A 16,024-nucleotide genomic window follows, 5' to 3' on the forward strand; every position below is an offset into this window, starting at 1 on the left:
CGGGCACATATTCACGTCACATTCTTTTGACACATGTGAGTTGAAACATATACCTTCATGTGGACTGACCACAATGGTCCGACCACATCGCAGCGGATTTCCGAGGAGCTTTTTCGTGTCCACTTACACCACGCTGCCCGACGCAGTGGGCGACAGCTTGGCGCTGTCCGCACTGCTCGGCACCCTGCCGTTGATAACATTTTTCGTCATGCTTCTCGTCGTCAAGGCGCGGGCCCACACCGCGGGCCTGATCTCGCTGGCGGTCGCACTGATCATCGCTATCTTCGCCTTCGGCATGCCCTGGGATCTAGCGTTTCTCTCCGCCAGCCAGGGCGCGGTCTTCGGGCTCTTCCCCATCGTCTGGATCGTCGTCCTGGCGCTCTGGTTCTACCAGGTCACCGTCTTGGCCGGCCGCTTCGAAGACATGCGCACGATCTTCGACACCATCGGCGGCGGGGACCTGCGCATCCAGGCGATTCTCATCGCGTTCTGCTTCGGTGGCCTGCTCGAGGCCCTCGCCGGCTTTGGCGCCCCCGTGGCGATCACCGCGACGATGATCCTCGCCCTCGGGTTGAAACCGCTGAAGACCGCCACCGTGGTGCTCTTGGCGAACACCGCCCCCGTCGCCTTCGGCGCCGTCGCCATCCCGATTACCACCGCCGGTGCCCTGACTGGGCTCGACCCGGCCAAGATCGGCGCCGTCGTCGGCCACCAAGCCCCCTTCTTCGCCATCTTCGTGCCGTTCTTCCTGTTGCTCATCATCGATGGCGTGCGCGGGCTTCGCGACGCCTGGCCCGCCGCCCTCGCCATCGGCGGCTCCTTCGCCGTCGCCCAGTGGTGGTGCGCGACCTACTTCTCCTACGAGCTCACTGACGTCGTGGCCGCGCTCGTCGGCCTGGCGGCGGCCGTGATCCTGCTGCGTTTCTGGCGACCGCCGGGTGCTGATGACGTGCGGGAGCGTCTCGGCGTCGACAAGCCTGCCGCGCCCGAGACCCTCAGCGCCAGCCGGGTCTGGATGGCCGTGTTCCCCTACGTTTTGGTGGTGGGTATCTTCGGCATCGCGAAGCTGTGGACGCTGGGCGTGAATATCCCAGCCCTGCTGGCCTCCACCGACATCACCATCGCCTGGCCGGGTCTCGACGGGCGCATCCTCAACCCCGATGGCACCGCCTCGACGAACACCGTCTACAACTTCCAGTGGCTGTCGTCGCCGGGCACTCTCCTGCTGATCTCCGGGCTGATTGTCGCGGTGGTCTACTCGATTGCCGACGCCGGCGGGCGCTTCCCGCTGCGCGTTTCCGACGCCATCGCTGAGATCGGCCGGTGCTTCTACAAGATGCGCTACTCCGCGCTGACCATCGTCTGCGTGCTCTCGCTGGCCTACGTGATGAACTTCTCCGGCCAGACCATCGCGATGGGCACCTGGGTCGCCGACCTCGGCGCGGCCTTCGCCTTCCTCTCCCCCGTCCTGGGCTGGATGGGCACCGCCGTGACCGGTTCGGATACCTCGGCCAACGCGTTGTTCTCCAACCTGCAGAAGACCGCCGCCTTAGAGACCGGCCTGAACCCGTATCTGATGACCGCGGCGAACACCACCGGCGGTGTCGTGGGCAAGATGATCTCGCCGCAGTCCCTAGCCATCGCCGCCACCGCGGTCAACCTCGAGGGCAAGGAATCCGCCATCTTCCGCTCGGTGGTCTGGTGGTCCTTCGGCCTGCTCCTCGTGCTGTGCACCCTGGTGTTCCTGCAGTCCAACGTGCTCTCCGGGATGCTGCCGTTGTAGGCAGTGTGACTAAGATTACGGTATGTCCCGAAAACCGCGCGCTTATACTTCCGTCCTCGCCTGGCTAGAGAGCGAGCTGCGCGCAGGGCGGATCCGCATCGGGGACAAACTACCCGGAGAGAGGGTGCTCGCGGAGAAGTTCCAGATTTCCCGGGCCTCCGTACGCGAGGCCACCCGCATCCTCGACGCGATGGGGCTGGTGCGATCCTCGGTGGGATCCGGGCCTCATTCCGGGGCGATCGTAATCTCGGAGCCCTCCGAGGCGCTGGCGTGGGCGTTACGGATGCACGTGGCGACCAAAGCCCTGCCTGTCAGCGACGTGGTGGATACGCGTCTGCTGTTGAGACACAGGCGGCGTTGACGGCTGCCGATAAAACGCGGTGTCCTGATACCGCCGAGCGGATGGAGGTACTCGCGCGGGCACGCGAGCTTTTAGAGCAGATGGACGATCCTGAGCTGCCCGCCGACGACTTCCACGCACTCGATGCGCAGTTCCACATCCTGCTTTCCTCGCTCTCCGGCAACGTGGTGCTGGAGACGATGATGACCTCCATCCGCGAAGCCACCATCGGCTACGTCCAGGAGACAGTGGCGAAACTCCACATCTGGTCCGATGTGAGCCGCACGCTGCAGGCCCATCACTGGAAGATCTTGGAGGCAGTTCAGCGTCGCGACGGCGAGCGAGCGTGCCAGCTACTGCGCGAACACATCACGTGGTCTTCGGGGCTGGGCGCACGCGGAGCGCGCTAAGGCCTAGCCGTTGCGGTGAGGGGCAGCTCGAAGTCTGCAATCGTGTTTAGCAGTTCACGATTGTGGGTGAAGGGGGCCTTCACGTTGGAGGAAGCGAGCCCCGATTACGCACGTGCGTAAAAATCGGACGCACTCATGTTCCCTAGGGCTATACCCCGCCGTTTTCCAGACACGGACCGCACACAAACCCTTGAAGGAAGAAGCTTAAGGGACGCGTCATTCAAGGTTCTTCCTTCAAGTATTTGTGTTCGGGTGCCGCGGGATGGGCGCAAAACTGGCTGTAACCGGGGTTGGACGTCCTTGCATTCATAGCGCGCTATCGCTGGTCGAAAGCAGGTGCACCGAAAGGACTCCTCGTTTCGACCTCGCGGGACTCGTTTCTATAAGGGTCCTTTCGACCAGGCGTGGGAACGCGATACCGGGGTATGGGCTCTAGGGTGATTGGCTCTCCGTGACGCGCCTTTTAGTACGGGCTGGTGCTACTGGCGCACAAACCCTTGAAGGAAGAAGTTTAAGGGACGCGTCCTTCAAGGTTCTTCCTTCAAGCATTTGCGGCTCGCCGAGAAACAACCCCCCCCAGGAACAACCGCCCAGCCACGCCAAAAGCCCCGCCCACCAAAAGGTGAACGGGGCTCACACCTCTCACACAAGCGTGGAGAATACTCGTTTAGGCAACCTTCGGAGCGTTGACGTCCTCCGGCAGTGCGGCCTTGGCGGCCTCGCACAGTGCGGAGAAGGCACCGAAGTCGTTGACGGCGAGCTCGGCGAGGATCTTGCGGTCAACGTCGATCTCGGCCAAGCGCAGGCCGTGGATCAGACGGTTGTAGGTGATGTCGTTGAGGCGGGCAGCGGCGTTGATGCGCTGGATCCACAGCTTGCGGAACTGCCCCTTGCGAGCGCGGCGGTCGCGGAAGGCGTAGGTGTGCGAGTGCAGCCACTGCTCCTTGGCCTTGCGGTACAGGCGGGAGCGCTGACCGCGGTAGCCCTTGGCGGACTTCAGAATCGCGCGGCGCTTCTTCTTGGCGTTAACGGAACGCTTCACACGTGCCATGGGTGAATACTTCCTTCAATTGTTGGGAGTCGGTTGTGCTGATGCGAAAGACGGAAAAAGCCTGGGTTAGGCCTTGCCGAGAAGGCGCTTCATGCGCTTGGTGTCCGCCTTGGCGACGTCGGTCGAGCCTTTGAGGTGACGGCGACGCTTGGAGGACATCGACTCCATCAGGTGGCGCTTGCCGGCCTGGTCACGGCGCAGCTTGCCCTTGCCGGTGGTCTTGATGCGCTTAGCGGCGCCCTTGTGGGTCTTCTGCTTCATGGAGATAGTCCTTAATCGACGGTTGTCTTCGGAGACAGGTGCTACTTCTTACCCTTGCGGACAGGTCCCAGAACCATGGTCATGTTACGGCCGTCCTGCTTCGGGCGGCTCTGCACGGTGCCGACGTCAGCAACCTCTTCCGCCAGGCGGTCGAGGATCCGGAAACCGAGCTCCGGACGAGACTGCTCACGACCACGGAACATGATGGTGACCTTGACCTTGTTGCCCTTCTCGAGAAAGCGGACCACGTTACCCTTCTTGGTCTCGTAGTCATGCTCATCAATCTTGGGGCGGAACTTCTGTTCCTTGACCACAGTCTGCTGCTGGTTCTTACGGGATTCGCGGGCCTTCTGGGCCTGCTCATACTTGTACTTGCCGTAGTCCATGATCTTGGCGACCGGCGGTTTCGCGTTCGGGGCCACCTCGACTAGGTCGAGGTCAGCCTCGTAGGCGACCTTGCGGGCATCGTCGGTGCGCACGACACCAACCTGCTCGCCGGACGGGCCGATCAGACGGACCTCCGGAATGCGGATGCGCTCATTGATGCGAGCTTCAGAGCTGATGTGGACTCCTCAAGTTGATGTGGTAAACGAGATACGCTACCGCGTCGAAAGCGTGAGGATTCCCTTAACGGCAAAGAAAAACCGCCGGATCCTTCTTGGAAGGACCGGCGGAGATACTTCACCGAGAAAGACGCCACGTCTATGGCATCTACTCTTGACCCTTAACCAATCCTGGTGCGGACGGTATGGGGTGGGATGATCTCCGCTTGCGACCCGAGCCTCAATAAAGAGCTCACGGGTGGTAGTGGCTTAAACACTAGCACCCCGCACGGGCAGTACCAAATCAGCACTCGGTGCGTGTCGGGATGCGGTCGTCGTCAAGCATATCTTTGAACGCCGCGGTCAGCTCGTCGAGGGCGGCGCGGGCGGTTTCGTGGGAGCCGTCGTCGGGGTGCGCGATGATGGCCACGCCGACGGTGCCACTATCGGTGACCACCGCGCCGAGCTGTCGGTAGGTGTAGAGGTATTCGTTGGCGGTCTCGAGCTCATCTGACCAGCCACCTTTAACGTGGGCGTCGTCGAGGCCGGCGAGGCCGTCGGACTGCCACTCGACGATGTCGCCCATCGCCGCGTAGGTCGGCCCGGCCCCGTCGATGCACTCCAGGTTGGCGGCGAAGCGAGCCTGGTTGATCAGCGGCCAGCTCGCGTTTCCGAAAGACGAGCCGTAGTAGGTGGTCACGGTGTCGTAGAGGGTGCTGGGGCCGTTGCCTTCCACCATCACCTCCTCGGCCGCGAGGGCGGCGGTTTCGGTATCGCCGAGGAAGTTCCAGAGGATGCGGGAGGCGTCGTTGTCGGACTCGGTGATGGCCAGCTCGATGACGGAGTCGTCTTCTAGGCCGTTCTGGGTGGCGGCGATGGCGATGGGCACCTTGATCGTGGACCACGCGGAAGACTCCCCGTCGACGCCGGCGTGGGCGACGTGCTCGCCGTCGGAAAGCGCGATCCCGGCATCCACCTCATACTCGTCGTTGACCGAGGCGATGAGCTCCTCAAGCTCTTCTGCCAGCTCTGCGAAGGCGTCCTCGGGTGCGATACGAGAGGTGGTCGTCGCGGTCGGCAGCGCGGCGCTTGTGGCCGGAGCGGCGACCTCTTCACTGGCGGGAATCGTGCAGGCGCTGAGTGCCGCCGTGCACGCAATGCTTATCAGCCCGGTGAGACGCGTCTTCGAGTTCACCTGTGACCTGCCTCTCTAGATGTCCACTAGGTATGGCAGTCACTATAGCCCCCTCACTGTTGCCGGCGCCGGACAGCGGGACGTTTTCTACAGCGTTTTCTACAGCAGCTCGCGCAGGAAGCGGCCGGTATGCGAGGCCTCCACTTGGGCGACATCCTCCGGTGTGCCTTCGGCGACCACTCGCCCACCACCGGACCCGCCTTCGGGACCCATGTCGATAATCCAGTCTGCAGACTTGATCACATCGAGGTTGTGCTCGATGATGAGCACCGTGTTGCCCTTGCCCACGAGCGACTGGACCACGAGCATCAGCTTGCGCACGTCCTCGAAGTGCAGGCCGGTGGTCGGCTCGTCGAGGATGTAAATGGTGCGGCCCTTCGAGCGCTTCTGCAGCTCCGAGGCGAGCTTCACGCGTTGCGCCTCACCGCCGGACAGCGTCGTCGCGGACTGGCCGAGGCGCACGTAACCGAGCCCCACCTCGACGAGCGTGTTCAGGTAACGGTGGATCGATCCGATGGGCTCGAAGAACTCGGCGGCCTCGGAGATCGGCATCTCGAGGACCTCGGAGATGTTCTTGCCCTTGTACTTCACTTCGAGGGTCTCGCGGTTATAGCGCGCTCCCCCACAGACCTCACACGGGACGTAGACATCGGGCAAAAAGTTCATCTCGATCTTCAGGGTGCCGTCGCCGTGGCACGCCTCGCAGCGCCCGCCCTTGACGTTGAAGGAGAACCGGCCCGCGCTGTAACCACGCACCTTCGCGTCCTGGGTCTCGGCGAAAAGGTTGCGGATCTTATCGAACACCCCCGTATACGTCGCCGGGTTCGACCTAGGCGTGCGCCCGATCGGCGACTGGTCGATCTGGATGAGCTTATCCAGGTGCTCGGCGCCCTCGACGCGCTTGGCCCGGCCCGGCACCTGGCGGGCCCGGTTGAGCATGTTGGCCAGGTTCTTCGCCAGGATCTCGTTGATGAGCGTCGACTTGCCCGAGCCCGAGACACCCGTCACGCACACCAACAGCCCCAGCGGGATGGAGACATCCACGTTGTTGAGGTTGTTCTCGCGGGCGCCGACAATCTTGAGCTGGCGTTGCTTATCGACGGCCCGCCGCGACTGTGGCACCCCCAGCACCTTGCGGCCGGAGAGGTAGTCACCGGTCAACGAGTTCTCTACGTTTTCGATGCCGGCGGGCTCACCCTGGTAGATGATCTCGCCGCCGTATTCGCCGGCGAAGGGGCCGACATCGACAAGCCAGTCGGACTCGCGGATGGTCTCCTCGTCGTGCTCGACGACAACGAGCGTGTTGCCAAGGTCGCGCAGCTTCTTCAGCGTGGCAATGAGGCGTTGGTTGTCGCGCTGGTGCAAGCCGATCGAGGGCTCGTCGAGCACATAGAGCACGCCGGCGAGCCCGGCGCCGATCTGCGTGGCGAGCCGGATACGCTGCGCCTCGCCACCGGAGAGCGTGCCGGCGGCGCGGTCGAGGGTGAGGTAGGTCAGGCCGACGTCGATAAGAAACTGCAGCCGGGCCTGGACCTCCCGCAGCACGGGCTCGGCGATCATCTTCTCGCGGTGATCGAGCTCGAGCTCGGCCAGGTACGCCGAGGAGTCCTCGATGGACAGCTCGGTGAGCCCGGCGATCGAGAGTTCCCGGCCGCTGCGATCAGCGACCCGCACCGCAAGGATTTCCGGCTTGAGGCGGGTGCCGTTACACGTCGGGCACGCGACCTGGCGAGTATAAGCGAGGAAGCGTTCCTTCTGGTGCTCCGAGTCGGCCTGCTCGAGCTTCCGGCTCATCCAGCCGCGCACGCCCTCGAAGGGCGCGGACCAGTTGCGCATCCGCCCGAAGCGATTCTTGTAGCGCACCGAGACCTGGATGTCGATGCCGTTGACGATCGCCTTGCGCTGCTTGGCGCTCAGCTCCGAGAACGGCGTCGTGGGGTCGAAGCCCATTTCGCTGGCGAGGCCGTCGATAAGCTTCTCGAAGTACTTCTTGTTCGGCGAGGAGGTCCACGGCTGCACGCACGCGTTCGCCGGGGCGTCCGGGTCCGGGATCACCAGGTCGATGTCCACCTCGTTGCGGGTGCCGATGCCCTCGCACGCCGGGCAGGCGCCATAAGGCGAGTTGAAGGAGAAGGCGCGCGGCTCGTACTCGTCGAGGTCGATCTCGTGGCCGTTCGGGCACGCCATCTTCTCGGAGAAGATGCGGCTGCGCTCCGGGTCGTCCTCCTCGCGTTCGACCCAGTCGATGACCACGAGGCCGTCGGCAAGCTTGAGGGCCTGCTCGACGGAGTCGGTGAGGCGCTGCTTCTGGGAGGCTTTCACCGTCAGCCGGTCGATGACGACGTCGATGTCGTGCTTGATCTGCTTCTTCAGCTTCGGCGGGTCGGAGAGCTGGTGCATCTCGCCGTCGATCCGCACGCGGTTGAAGCCCTGCGAGGCGAGGTCGCTGAACAGGTCGACGAACTCGCCCTTGCGGGTGCGCACCACCGGCGCGAGCACCTGGAATTTGGTGCGCTCCTCGGCCTCTAGCACCTGGTCGACGATCTGCTGCGGGGTCTGGCGCTCAATGGCTTCGTCGCACACCGGGCAGTGCGGCGTGCCCGCGCGCGCGAAGAGCAGACGCAGGTAGTCATAGATCTCGGTGATGGTGCCCACCGTCGAGCGCGGGTTGCGGTTCGTCGACTTCTGGTCGATGGACACCGCCGGCGACAGCCCGTCGATGTAGTCCACATCGGGCTTATCCATCTGCCCTAAGAACATGCGGGCATATGAGCTTAAGGATTCGACATAGCGGCGCTGGCCCTCCGCGAAGATGGTGTCGAACGCCAGCGAAGACTTTCCGGATCCGGACAACCCGGTGAACACGACCATTTTGTCGCGTGGCAGTTCGACGTCGACATCCTTGAGGTTGTGCTCGCGCGCTCCCTGCACTGTGATGCGATCAGCCACGTAAGGGCCCCGCCTTTCTCGTCGGTGGCAAACATATCCGAACATACCAGCGATCGCCACGGTGAGGATATTCCCGGTGCTCGCTACGCTGGGCTTCATGACTGCCAATGAGGAACTGAAACTCGCCCATATCTCCGTCGGCGACATGGACAATAACGTCTATCTTTTGCACGACGACACCGAGGGGCTGCTTATCGACGCCGCCGACAACGCCGACGCCATCATGGACATGGCGAAGGAGGTCGGGGTGAAGATCACCAACGTGCTGACCACTCACCGCCACGAGGACCACACCCGCGCGCTGCCCGAGATCCTCGAGCGCACCGGTGCCCGCCACTTAAGCTCCTTTCTCGACTCACCGGCGCTGCCCAGCCCGGTCGACGTCGAGCTCGATCACGGCGACACCATCGACTTCGCAGGCCACGAGCTGCCGGTCTTCATCCTGCGCGGCCACACCCCCGGCGGTGCCGGCGTGGCGGCGCGTATCAACGGCGTGCCCTGCCTCTTCGTCGGCGACAGCCTGTTTCCCGGCGGCGTGGGCAAGACCTACTCCGAGGGCAACTTCATCCGCCTGTTCAAGGACGTCCGCGACCGCCTCTTCGAGGTCTTCCGCGACGAGTCCATCGTCTACCCCGGCCACGGGGATTCCACCACTCTCGGCGCAGAGCGCCCGAAGCTCGACGAGTGGTGGGAGCGTCGCTGGTAATTCCCGCACCCGCCGCCTCCGAAACAGGTACAGTGGGACGGCGAAACATAAGCAATGCAAGGAGCAACTGACATGATCCGTAAGATCGCCCGCCCGATGCTCGCGTCCGTCTACATCGTGGACGGCGTCGATACCCTGGCGAACACCCAGGCCCACGTCGATGAGACGCAGTCGGTGCTCGACAAGCTGCGTGCTGCCCTGCCGCGCGACTACGCCAAGCAGGCCCCCGACAACCCCGAGCTGATCGCCCGCATCCTCGGCGGCACCAAGGTCGGCGCTGGCTCCCTGCTGGCCATCGGCAAGTTCCCGCGCCTATCCGCCGGTCTGCTCGCGGCCACCACCGTGCCCACCATCGTGGGCCGCTACGCCTTCTGGGAGTCCGATGACTCCAAGGAGAAGTCCTCCAAGCGCAATGGCTTCCTCACCCACGTCGCCCTGCTCGGCGGCCTGGGCATTACTTCCATGGACACCCAGGGCAAGCCGGGCCTGGCGTGGCGCGCCTCCCACGCGGCGCAGGATGCCCAGAAGTCCATCCAGAAGGCGCTGCCCACCCAGTCCGAGTCCGAGAGCGCCTTGGACAACGCCAGCGAGTGGATCTCGTCCAAGGCCAACCAGGCCCAGGACGCCGCGCAGAAGGTCTACAGCGACGTCAGCGACTACGTCGATGAGAACAAGGACGACTGGAAGAAGCAGGCCCAGTCCGCCGCCGCCAGCGCCGGCCAGTTCTTCGACCAGGCTCGCGAGCAGGGCCGCGCCCTGGCCGACGACGTGCAGAAGAACGCCCCGAAGTGGGCCGAGACCGCCCGCAAGGACGGCCGCAAGTGGCTCGACCAGATCCAGGACGACTCGAAGCTCGCCAAGAAGGGCCTGGTGAAGAAGGCCCGCAAGGCGCAGAAGCGCGCCCAGGACGCCGCGCAGAAGGCGGAGAAGAAGCACGGCCGCGGTGGCAACCGTGCCGCCAACAAGGCCCTGAAGCTGCAGAACGAGGCCGACAAGGTCATCCGCCGCGCCATCAAGAAGTTCGAAGACTAACTCGCCCCTTCGGCTAGCCGCAGCCTAGCCACCCACCGCCCGCCTTTTGCGCCCTCTTCTTTCCGAGGGCCGCAGCCGGCGGGCGTTTTGTGTGGGGCTGTTAAACTGGAGGCCTTTGACGTCGAGAAGCGAGGTGTGGCATGGGCAAGCCGGATTCCGCCGAGATCCGCGCGGAACAGGCATATGTGGACGGCCTCTTCGCCCGCCTGGACGCGGAGGTCCGGCGTGCTAACGAGCGCCTCGCCGTTGTCCAGGCCGAGGTGGACCCGGCGAACCCCGATAACGTCGATGCGCTCATGCGCCGCGAGACCGAGTATCACTCGCTGAACTCCAAGCTCGACCGCCTCAACCTCGCCCAGCTCGGCCTGGTGTTCGGCCGCATCGACATCGAGACCGAGGAGGTGGAAAATCCCGCCGACGGCGACGAGAGCGTCGATCGCCGCTACATCGGCCGCATGGGTCTCGACGACCGCGAGGACAACTACCGCACCCTGCTGCTCGACTGGCGCGCGCCCATGGCTCGTCCTTTCTACTTAGCGACGACCGCCCAGCCCGAAGGCGTGCGCACCCGCCGGCACATCCGCACCCGCGGCCGGACGGTCACGGGTGTCGACGACGAGGTCCTCTCCGGTGCCGATATCGGTGACGATCGCGGCGGCGTGGGCAGCGAGGTCGCGCTACACCGGGCCATGAATGCGGCGCGTACGGGGCATATGCGCTCGATCGTCGAGACGATCCAGCGCGAGCAAGACGCGATCATCCGCGATCCCAACCGCGGGGTCATGGTGGTCAACGGCGGGCCTGGCACCGGCAAGACGGCCGTCGCGCTGCACCGGGTGGCGTATCTGCTCTACACCTACCGCGAGCGGCTCTCGTCGACCGGCGTGCTCATCGTCGGGCCGAATGCGACGTTCCTCGACTACATTTCTCGGGTGCTCCCGGAGCTCGGCGAGACGGGCGTGGTGCTCAGCACCGTCGGCGAGATGTATCCGGGGATTAGCCCTACCGCCGAGGAATCGCTGCTCTCGCGTGAGGTCAAGGGCTCGGCCGAGATGGTCACCATCCTCACCCAGGCGGTGCGTGACTACCAGGTCCTGCCCACACGTGCGCGCACGGTGCGTTCCGGGTCGATCGAGCTGCGCGTGGATGCCGCGATGGTCAAGGCCGCGCGCACGCGGGCGCGTCGCTCGCGGAAACCGCACAACGTCGCGCGCAGGCTTTTTGCCGAGCACCTCATCGACCAGCTCGCCCACCAGCTCGCCGAACGCATCGGCGCCGATCCTTTAGGTGGTGATAACCTGCTCTCGGGCGCGGATGTGGACCAGCTCCACGACGACCTCGCCGAAGAAGACCAGGTCAACGCGTTAATCGACGAGTTCTTCCCCGTGCTCACCCCCACCGGGGTACTCGCGGCGCTGCTCAGCGACAAGGACGCGATCGCCTCGGCGGCGGCCGGCTATGACGAGGACACCCACGCCGCGCTGTACCGGCCGGAAGGCACCGGGTGGCAGGCCTCGGACGCCGCGCTTCTCGACGAGCTGCGTGAGCTCATCGGCGACGCCCCCACCACGGTGACGGAGGAGGAAGGCGACGAGGCCCGCGCCGCGTGGCGCCAGGAGCTCGAGGACGCGGAGAACGCGATCGACATCCTCTCGTCTTCCGATAGCACGGACAATGACGATGACCTCTTCGAAGCCGAGATCCTCTCGGCCGCGGACGTGATCGATGCGGAAACGCTCGCGCGCCGGCAGGAGGTGCGGGATCAGCGTTCGACCGCGCAGCGTGCCCGCGAAGACCACGACTGGGCGTACGGGCACGTGATCGTCGACGAGGCCCAGGAGCTCACGCCTATGGAGTGGCGGATGGTGTTTCGGCGCTCGCCTGCCCGGTGGATGACGCTGGTAGGCGATACCGCGCAGACCTCGTCGCCGGCGGGTATCGAGTCCTGGGAGGAGGCGTTGGCGGACTTCGTCGGCACGCGTTTCCGCCTGCACGAGCTCACGGTGAACTACCGCACCCCCGTGGAGATCATGCAGGTGGCCAACCGGATTCTGGCCGTCATCGACCCGGAGGCCGCTCCGGCCGAGGCCATCCGCGAATCCGGCCGCGAGGTGAACTACCTGCCAGAGGACACGGACCCGGCTACGCTCAGCTTCGATGAGGGCCTGGTCAAGGTGATCGACGCTAGCAACGTAGCCGAGATCAAGGGCCTGGAGTTCGACCACGTGGTGGTGGTGCGTCCCACAGAGATCGTCGAAGCCTCCCCGCAGGGCTGGCAGGACCTCTACGTGGCGGTCACCCGCGCCACGCAGAGCCTGACGGTGATCGGGCCGCTGCCCGATGCGGTGTAGGGCCTTTACTTCCCTAGCGTTTTATTTGACCGTGTGCACGATCATGACGTCGCAGTCGGACTGACGCGCGACGTCCGCGGGCACGGAACCGAGCAGGCGGCCGGTCAGGGAGTTAATCCCGCGGTTGCCCACCACCAAAAGGTCCGCGTTGTTGTCGTTGACGATCGACATGAGCGCTTGGACCGGGGTGCCGGAGCGCACGGCCAGCTCGATGTTCTCGACGCCGAAGCTGCGCGCGTGATCGGCGCCGGCCTCGAGGTTCTTCTGGGCGTTCTCATCGCCGAGGATGGTCACGGAGTCCTGGCGCAGCGCCTTGTTCGCCTCTTCCTTGTTCTCGTAGTAGGCGCAACCGATGATCAGCCGGGCGTCGAAGGCCGCGGCGAGGCGGGCGGCGCGCTCGACGGCGAGCATGGACGACTTCGATCCGTCGGTGCCCACGACGATCCTGGCGTAATCACTCATGGTGATCCTTTCAAACTCCGTTCCAGCAACAGCTCGGGGATTACTTTAGCAATCAAGGACGCCGGCTTTTCACCCGCGGCGCCCGGGCGGGGTTACTTGTCCTCGGTCTGGACCAGGACAACGTCGCAGGTGGAGCGGCGAGCGATCTCGGTCGGGATGTTGCCGAAGACGCGGCCGGTCAAAGACGACATGCCCTTGTTGCCGATGACGATGGCGTCCGCGCTGGTGTCCTCCACCGCGGCGAGCAGGGCGTTGACCGGGGTGCCGGAGCGGCGCTCGAGCTTGATGTCGGTGACCTCTTCCTCGCGGGCGATGGCCTCGGCCTCGCGGAGGTACTCGTCGGCGCGGTTGTCGCTGACGACCGGCAGGGTGGAGACGTTCCGGTTCGGGGAGTTCAGCAGCGAGCCGGAGTTGCTGTAGAAGGCACACACGATAACCAGTGTCGCGTCGAAGGCGCGGGCCATGGCGGCCGCGTGCCGCACGGCGACGAGCGAGGTATCGGAACCGTCGGTGCCTACCACGAGGGTCTTGTAGCTGTACATGTTTTCGTGCTCCTTACACTGGCGCGCCGAAGCGCGCGAGACTTGCCTATTGATTCCTTAATAGCACAGCAGGTGCGCCGCGGCGGACTAGATTCCCGCTTCGCGCACCCCCCGCAGTTCCTTCTTCAAATCGGCGATCTCATCGCGCAGACGACCGGCCAACTCGAACTTCAGCTCGCGGGCGGCCTCCGCCATCTGGTTGGAGAGATCGTCGATGTAGGACTGCAGCTCATCCTGGGCCATGGTGGACGTATCGGGCTTATCGACGACCGCCGCATCCGCATGCACCGTCGGCGCCTCCTGCTCGTCTCCGGTGTTCTCGTAGACCTGGTCTAAGATGTCCGCGATCTTCTTGCGCAGCGGGGTCGGGTCGATGCCGTGTTCCTTATTGTAGGCCAGCTGCTTCTCCCGGCGGCGCTCGGTCTCGTCGATGGCGTACTGCATCGACTCGGTGATGCTGTCGGCGTACATGACCACCGCGCCGGAGACGTTACGCGCGGCACGGCCGATGGTCTGGATGAGCGACTTCGTCGAGCGCAGGAAGCCTTCTTTGTCGGCATCGAGGATGGCCACTAAGGAGACCTCCGGCAGGTCGAGGCCCTCGCGCAGCAGGTTGATGCCGACGAGCACGTCGTACTCCCCCAGGCGCAGCTGGCGCAAAAGCTCGACGCGCTCGAGGGTGTCGATATCCGAGTGCAGGTAGCGGACCTTGATGCCGTTTTCCAGCAGGTAGTCGGTGAGGTCCTCGGCCATTCGTTTGGTCAGGGTGGTGACCAGCACGCGCTCGTCGCGCTCGGTGCGGGTGCGGATTTCGTCGATAAGATCGTCGATCTGGCCTTCGGTGGGGCGTACGTCGACCTTGGGGTCGACCAGCCCGGTGGGGCGGATGACCTGCTCGACGAACTCGCCGCCGGCGGCCGCCAACTCGTAGTCGCCGGGGGTGGCGGACATGTAGACGGTCTGGCCGACGCGCTCCTCGAACTCCTCGAAGGTCAGCGGCCGGTTATCCAGCGCCGAGGGCAGGCGGAAGCCGTGCTCAACGAGGTTGCGCTTGCGCGACATATCACCTTCGAACATGCCGCCGATCTGGGGGACGGTGACGTGCGACTCGTCGATAATCGTGAGGAAGTCCTCCGGGAAGTAATCGACGAGCGTGGCCGGCGCGCTGCCCGCCTCGCGCGCGTCCATGTGCCGCGAGTAGTTCTCGATGCCGGAGCAGAAACCGACCTGCTCGATCATCTCCAGGTCATATTCCGTGCGCATGCGCAACCGCTGTGCCTCGAGCAGCTTGCCGCGGTTTTCGAGATCCGCCAGGCGCTCCTCGAGTTCCTCTTTGATGGAGTTGATCGCCTGCTGCATGCGATGCTCGTCGGCGACGTAGTGGGTGGCCGGGAAGATGCGCACCTCGTCGACTTGGCGGATGACCTCACCGGTTAAGGGGTGGATGTAGTAGAGCGCGTCGATATCGTCGCCGAAGAACTCGATGCGCACGGCGACCTCTTCGTAGGCGGGGATGATGTCGACGGTATCGCCCTTGACGCGGAAGGAGCCGCGCTTGAACTCATAGTCGTTGCGTTCGTACTGGATGTCCACGAGCAGGCGGAGGAAGCGGTCGCGGTCGATCTCTTCGTCGATACGCAACACCAGGGAGCGATCCAGGTAGGACTGCGGGGTGCCCAGGCCGTAGATGCAGGAGACAGAGGAGACCACGACGACATCGCGGCGCGAGAGCAGCGCCGAGGTCGCCGAGTGGCGCAGGCGCTCGACGTCGTCGTTGATCGAGGAGTCCTTCTCGATGTAGGTGTCCGTCTGCGCGACGTAGGCCTCGGGTTGGTAGTAGTCGTAGTAGCTGACGAAGTATTCGACGGCGTTGTTCGGCAAGAGTTCGCGCAGCTCGTTGGCCAGCTGGGCGGCCAGCGTCTTGTTGGGCGCCATGACGAGAGTGGGGCGCTGTTGCTTCTCGATGAGCCACGCCGCCGTCGCCGACTTACCCGTACCGGTCGCACCGAGGAGCACGACGTCCTCTTCCCCGTTGCGCAGCCTTTCGTCGAGCTCCGCGATAGCGGTCGGCTGGTCGCCGGCGGGCTCGTATTCACTGATGACCTCGAACTCGCCCTCCGTGCGTTCGACCTCGCCGACGGGGCGGAAATCGGAGTGCGGAATGACCGGGCGTTCAGCTGCAAATGCCATGGGATCCAGGCTACTCGGATTGGTGCGGAAGCGAATTAGGGTTCGCCGCGTGGATGTGGTGTGGGTTTCTCCGGCGTTTCCCTCTGTCTATGCTTTCGGCCAATCTGCTTACACATATTCGATCTGGCACATACGTGGTCCTCCATTCTCGGAGGTGTATTGGTCCTCTCAGCGGTCTTCATCCGGATACGAGTAGATTCGGATTCTTTT

The 16,024-nt window shown here is 64.4% G+C and carries 14 protein-coding genes; 6 read left to right on the top strand and 8 right to left on the bottom strand.

Annotation, left to right across the window (positions count from 1 at the left end):
- The first annotated feature begins 73 nt into the window (after positions 1 to 73).
- From C3B44_RS06125 to C3B44_RS06130, 3 genes are read left to right on the top strand one after another with little or no spacing between them, the layout of a single operon-like run.
- Entirely contained in the window at positions 74 to 1,783 is a 1,710-nt protein-coding gene (locus C3B44_RS06125) for an L-lactate permease (RefSeq protein ID WP_199222431.1), read from the top strand.
- Between the two features lie 22 nt (positions 1,784 to 1,805).
- The gene (locus C3B44_RS11915; protein ID WP_235840456.1) at positions 1,806 to 2,144 is read left to right on the top strand and encodes a FadR/GntR family transcriptional regulator; all 339 of its coding nucleotides are present in this window, start codon (positions 1,806 to 1,808) and stop codon (positions 2,142 to 2,144) included.
- Positions 2,054 to 2,533: a FadR/GntR family transcriptional regulator gene (locus C3B44_RS06130; RefSeq protein WP_235840457.1), complete on the top strand. Its 480-nt coding sequence runs from the start codon at positions 2,054 to 2,056 to the stop codon at positions 2,531 to 2,533. The genes C3B44_RS11915 and C3B44_RS06130 overlap by 91 nt, the downstream gene beginning before the upstream one ends.
- 667 nt (positions 2,534 to 3,200) lie before the next feature.
- Here C3B44_RS06130 and rplT read toward each other — a convergent pair.
- From rplT to uvrA, 5 genes are all read right to left on the bottom strand, one after another.
- Positions 3,201 to 3,584, bottom strand: a complete 384-nt coding sequence (gene rplT, locus C3B44_RS06135; protein ID WP_108431595.1) for a 50S ribosomal protein L20 — start codon at positions 3,582 to 3,584, stop codon at positions 3,201 to 3,203.
- A 66-nt stretch (positions 3,585 to 3,650) separates the two neighbouring features.
- On the bottom strand, positions 3,651 to 3,845 hold the full coding sequence (rpmI, locus tag C3B44_RS06140; RefSeq protein WP_108431596.1) for a 50S ribosomal protein L35: 195 nt from the start codon (positions 3,843 to 3,845) through the stop codon (positions 3,651 to 3,653).
- 41 nt (positions 3,846 to 3,886) lie between these two features.
- Positions 3,887 to 4,408 carry a translation initiation factor IF-3 gene (gene infC, locus C3B44_RS06145; protein ID WP_108431597.1) on the bottom strand — a complete coding sequence of 174 codons (522 nt, stop codon included), beginning with the start codon at positions 4,406 to 4,408 and terminating at the stop codon, positions 3,887 to 3,889.
- Positions 4,409 to 4,691: 283 nt separating this feature from the next.
- Positions 4,692 to 5,582, bottom strand: a complete 891-nt coding sequence (locus tag C3B44_RS06150) for a hypothetical protein (RefSeq protein WP_108431598.1) — start codon at positions 5,580 to 5,582, stop codon at positions 4,692 to 4,694.
- 99 nt (positions 5,583 to 5,681) lie between these two features.
- Positions 5,682 to 8,531, bottom strand: a complete 2,850-nt coding sequence (uvrA, locus tag C3B44_RS06155) for an excinuclease ABC subunit UvrA (protein WP_108431599.1) — start codon at positions 8,529 to 8,531, stop codon at positions 5,682 to 5,684.
- A 97-nt stretch (positions 8,532 to 8,628) separates the two neighbouring features.
- Here uvrA and C3B44_RS06160 point away from each other — a divergent pair, with 97 nt between their 5' ends.
- From C3B44_RS06160 to C3B44_RS06170, 3 genes are all read left to right on the top strand, one after another.
- Complete coding sequence (locus tag C3B44_RS06160; RefSeq protein WP_108432592.1) at positions 8,629 to 9,237, top strand: MBL fold metallo-hydrolase; 609 nt, start codon at positions 8,629 to 8,631, stop codon at positions 9,235 to 9,237.
- Between the two features lie 72 nt (positions 9,238 to 9,309).
- A complete protein-coding gene (locus C3B44_RS06165; protein WP_108431600.1) occupies positions 9,310 to 10,269 on the top strand; it encodes a DoxX family protein in 960 nt (319 codons plus the stop codon).
- A gap of 140 nt (positions 10,270 to 10,409) precedes the next feature.
- Positions 10,410 to 12,620, top strand: coding sequence for a HelD family protein (locus tag C3B44_RS06170; RefSeq protein WP_108431601.1), 2,211 nt, complete (start codon positions 10,410 to 10,412; stop codon positions 12,618 to 12,620).
- Between the two features lie 21 nt (positions 12,621 to 12,641).
- Here the strand turns inward: C3B44_RS06170 and C3B44_RS06175 are convergent, their stop codons facing one another.
- The 3 genes from C3B44_RS06175 to uvrB form a co-directional block, all read right to left on the bottom strand.
- Positions 12,642 to 13,082: a universal stress protein gene (locus C3B44_RS06175; protein WP_108431602.1), complete on the bottom strand. Its 441-nt coding sequence runs from the start codon at positions 13,080 to 13,082 to the stop codon at positions 12,642 to 12,644.
- A gap of 92 nt (positions 13,083 to 13,174) precedes the next feature.
- Entirely contained in the window at positions 13,175 to 13,624 is a 450-nt protein-coding gene (locus C3B44_RS06180; RefSeq protein ID WP_108431603.1) for a universal stress protein, read from the bottom strand.
- An 87-nt stretch (positions 13,625 to 13,711) separates the two neighbouring features.
- Positions 13,712 to 15,814 (bottom strand): excinuclease ABC subunit UvrB, encoded by a 2,103-nt coding sequence (gene uvrB, locus C3B44_RS06185; protein ID WP_108431604.1) that lies wholly within the window; start codon positions 15,812 to 15,814, stop codon positions 13,712 to 13,714.
- Positions 15,815 to 16,024: the final 210 nt, after the last annotated feature.

This window comes from Corynebacterium yudongzhengii (assembly GCF_003065405.1).
Classification (GTDB): domain Bacteria; phylum Actinomycetota; class Actinomycetes; order Mycobacteriales; family Mycobacteriaceae; genus Corynebacterium; species Corynebacterium yudongzhengii.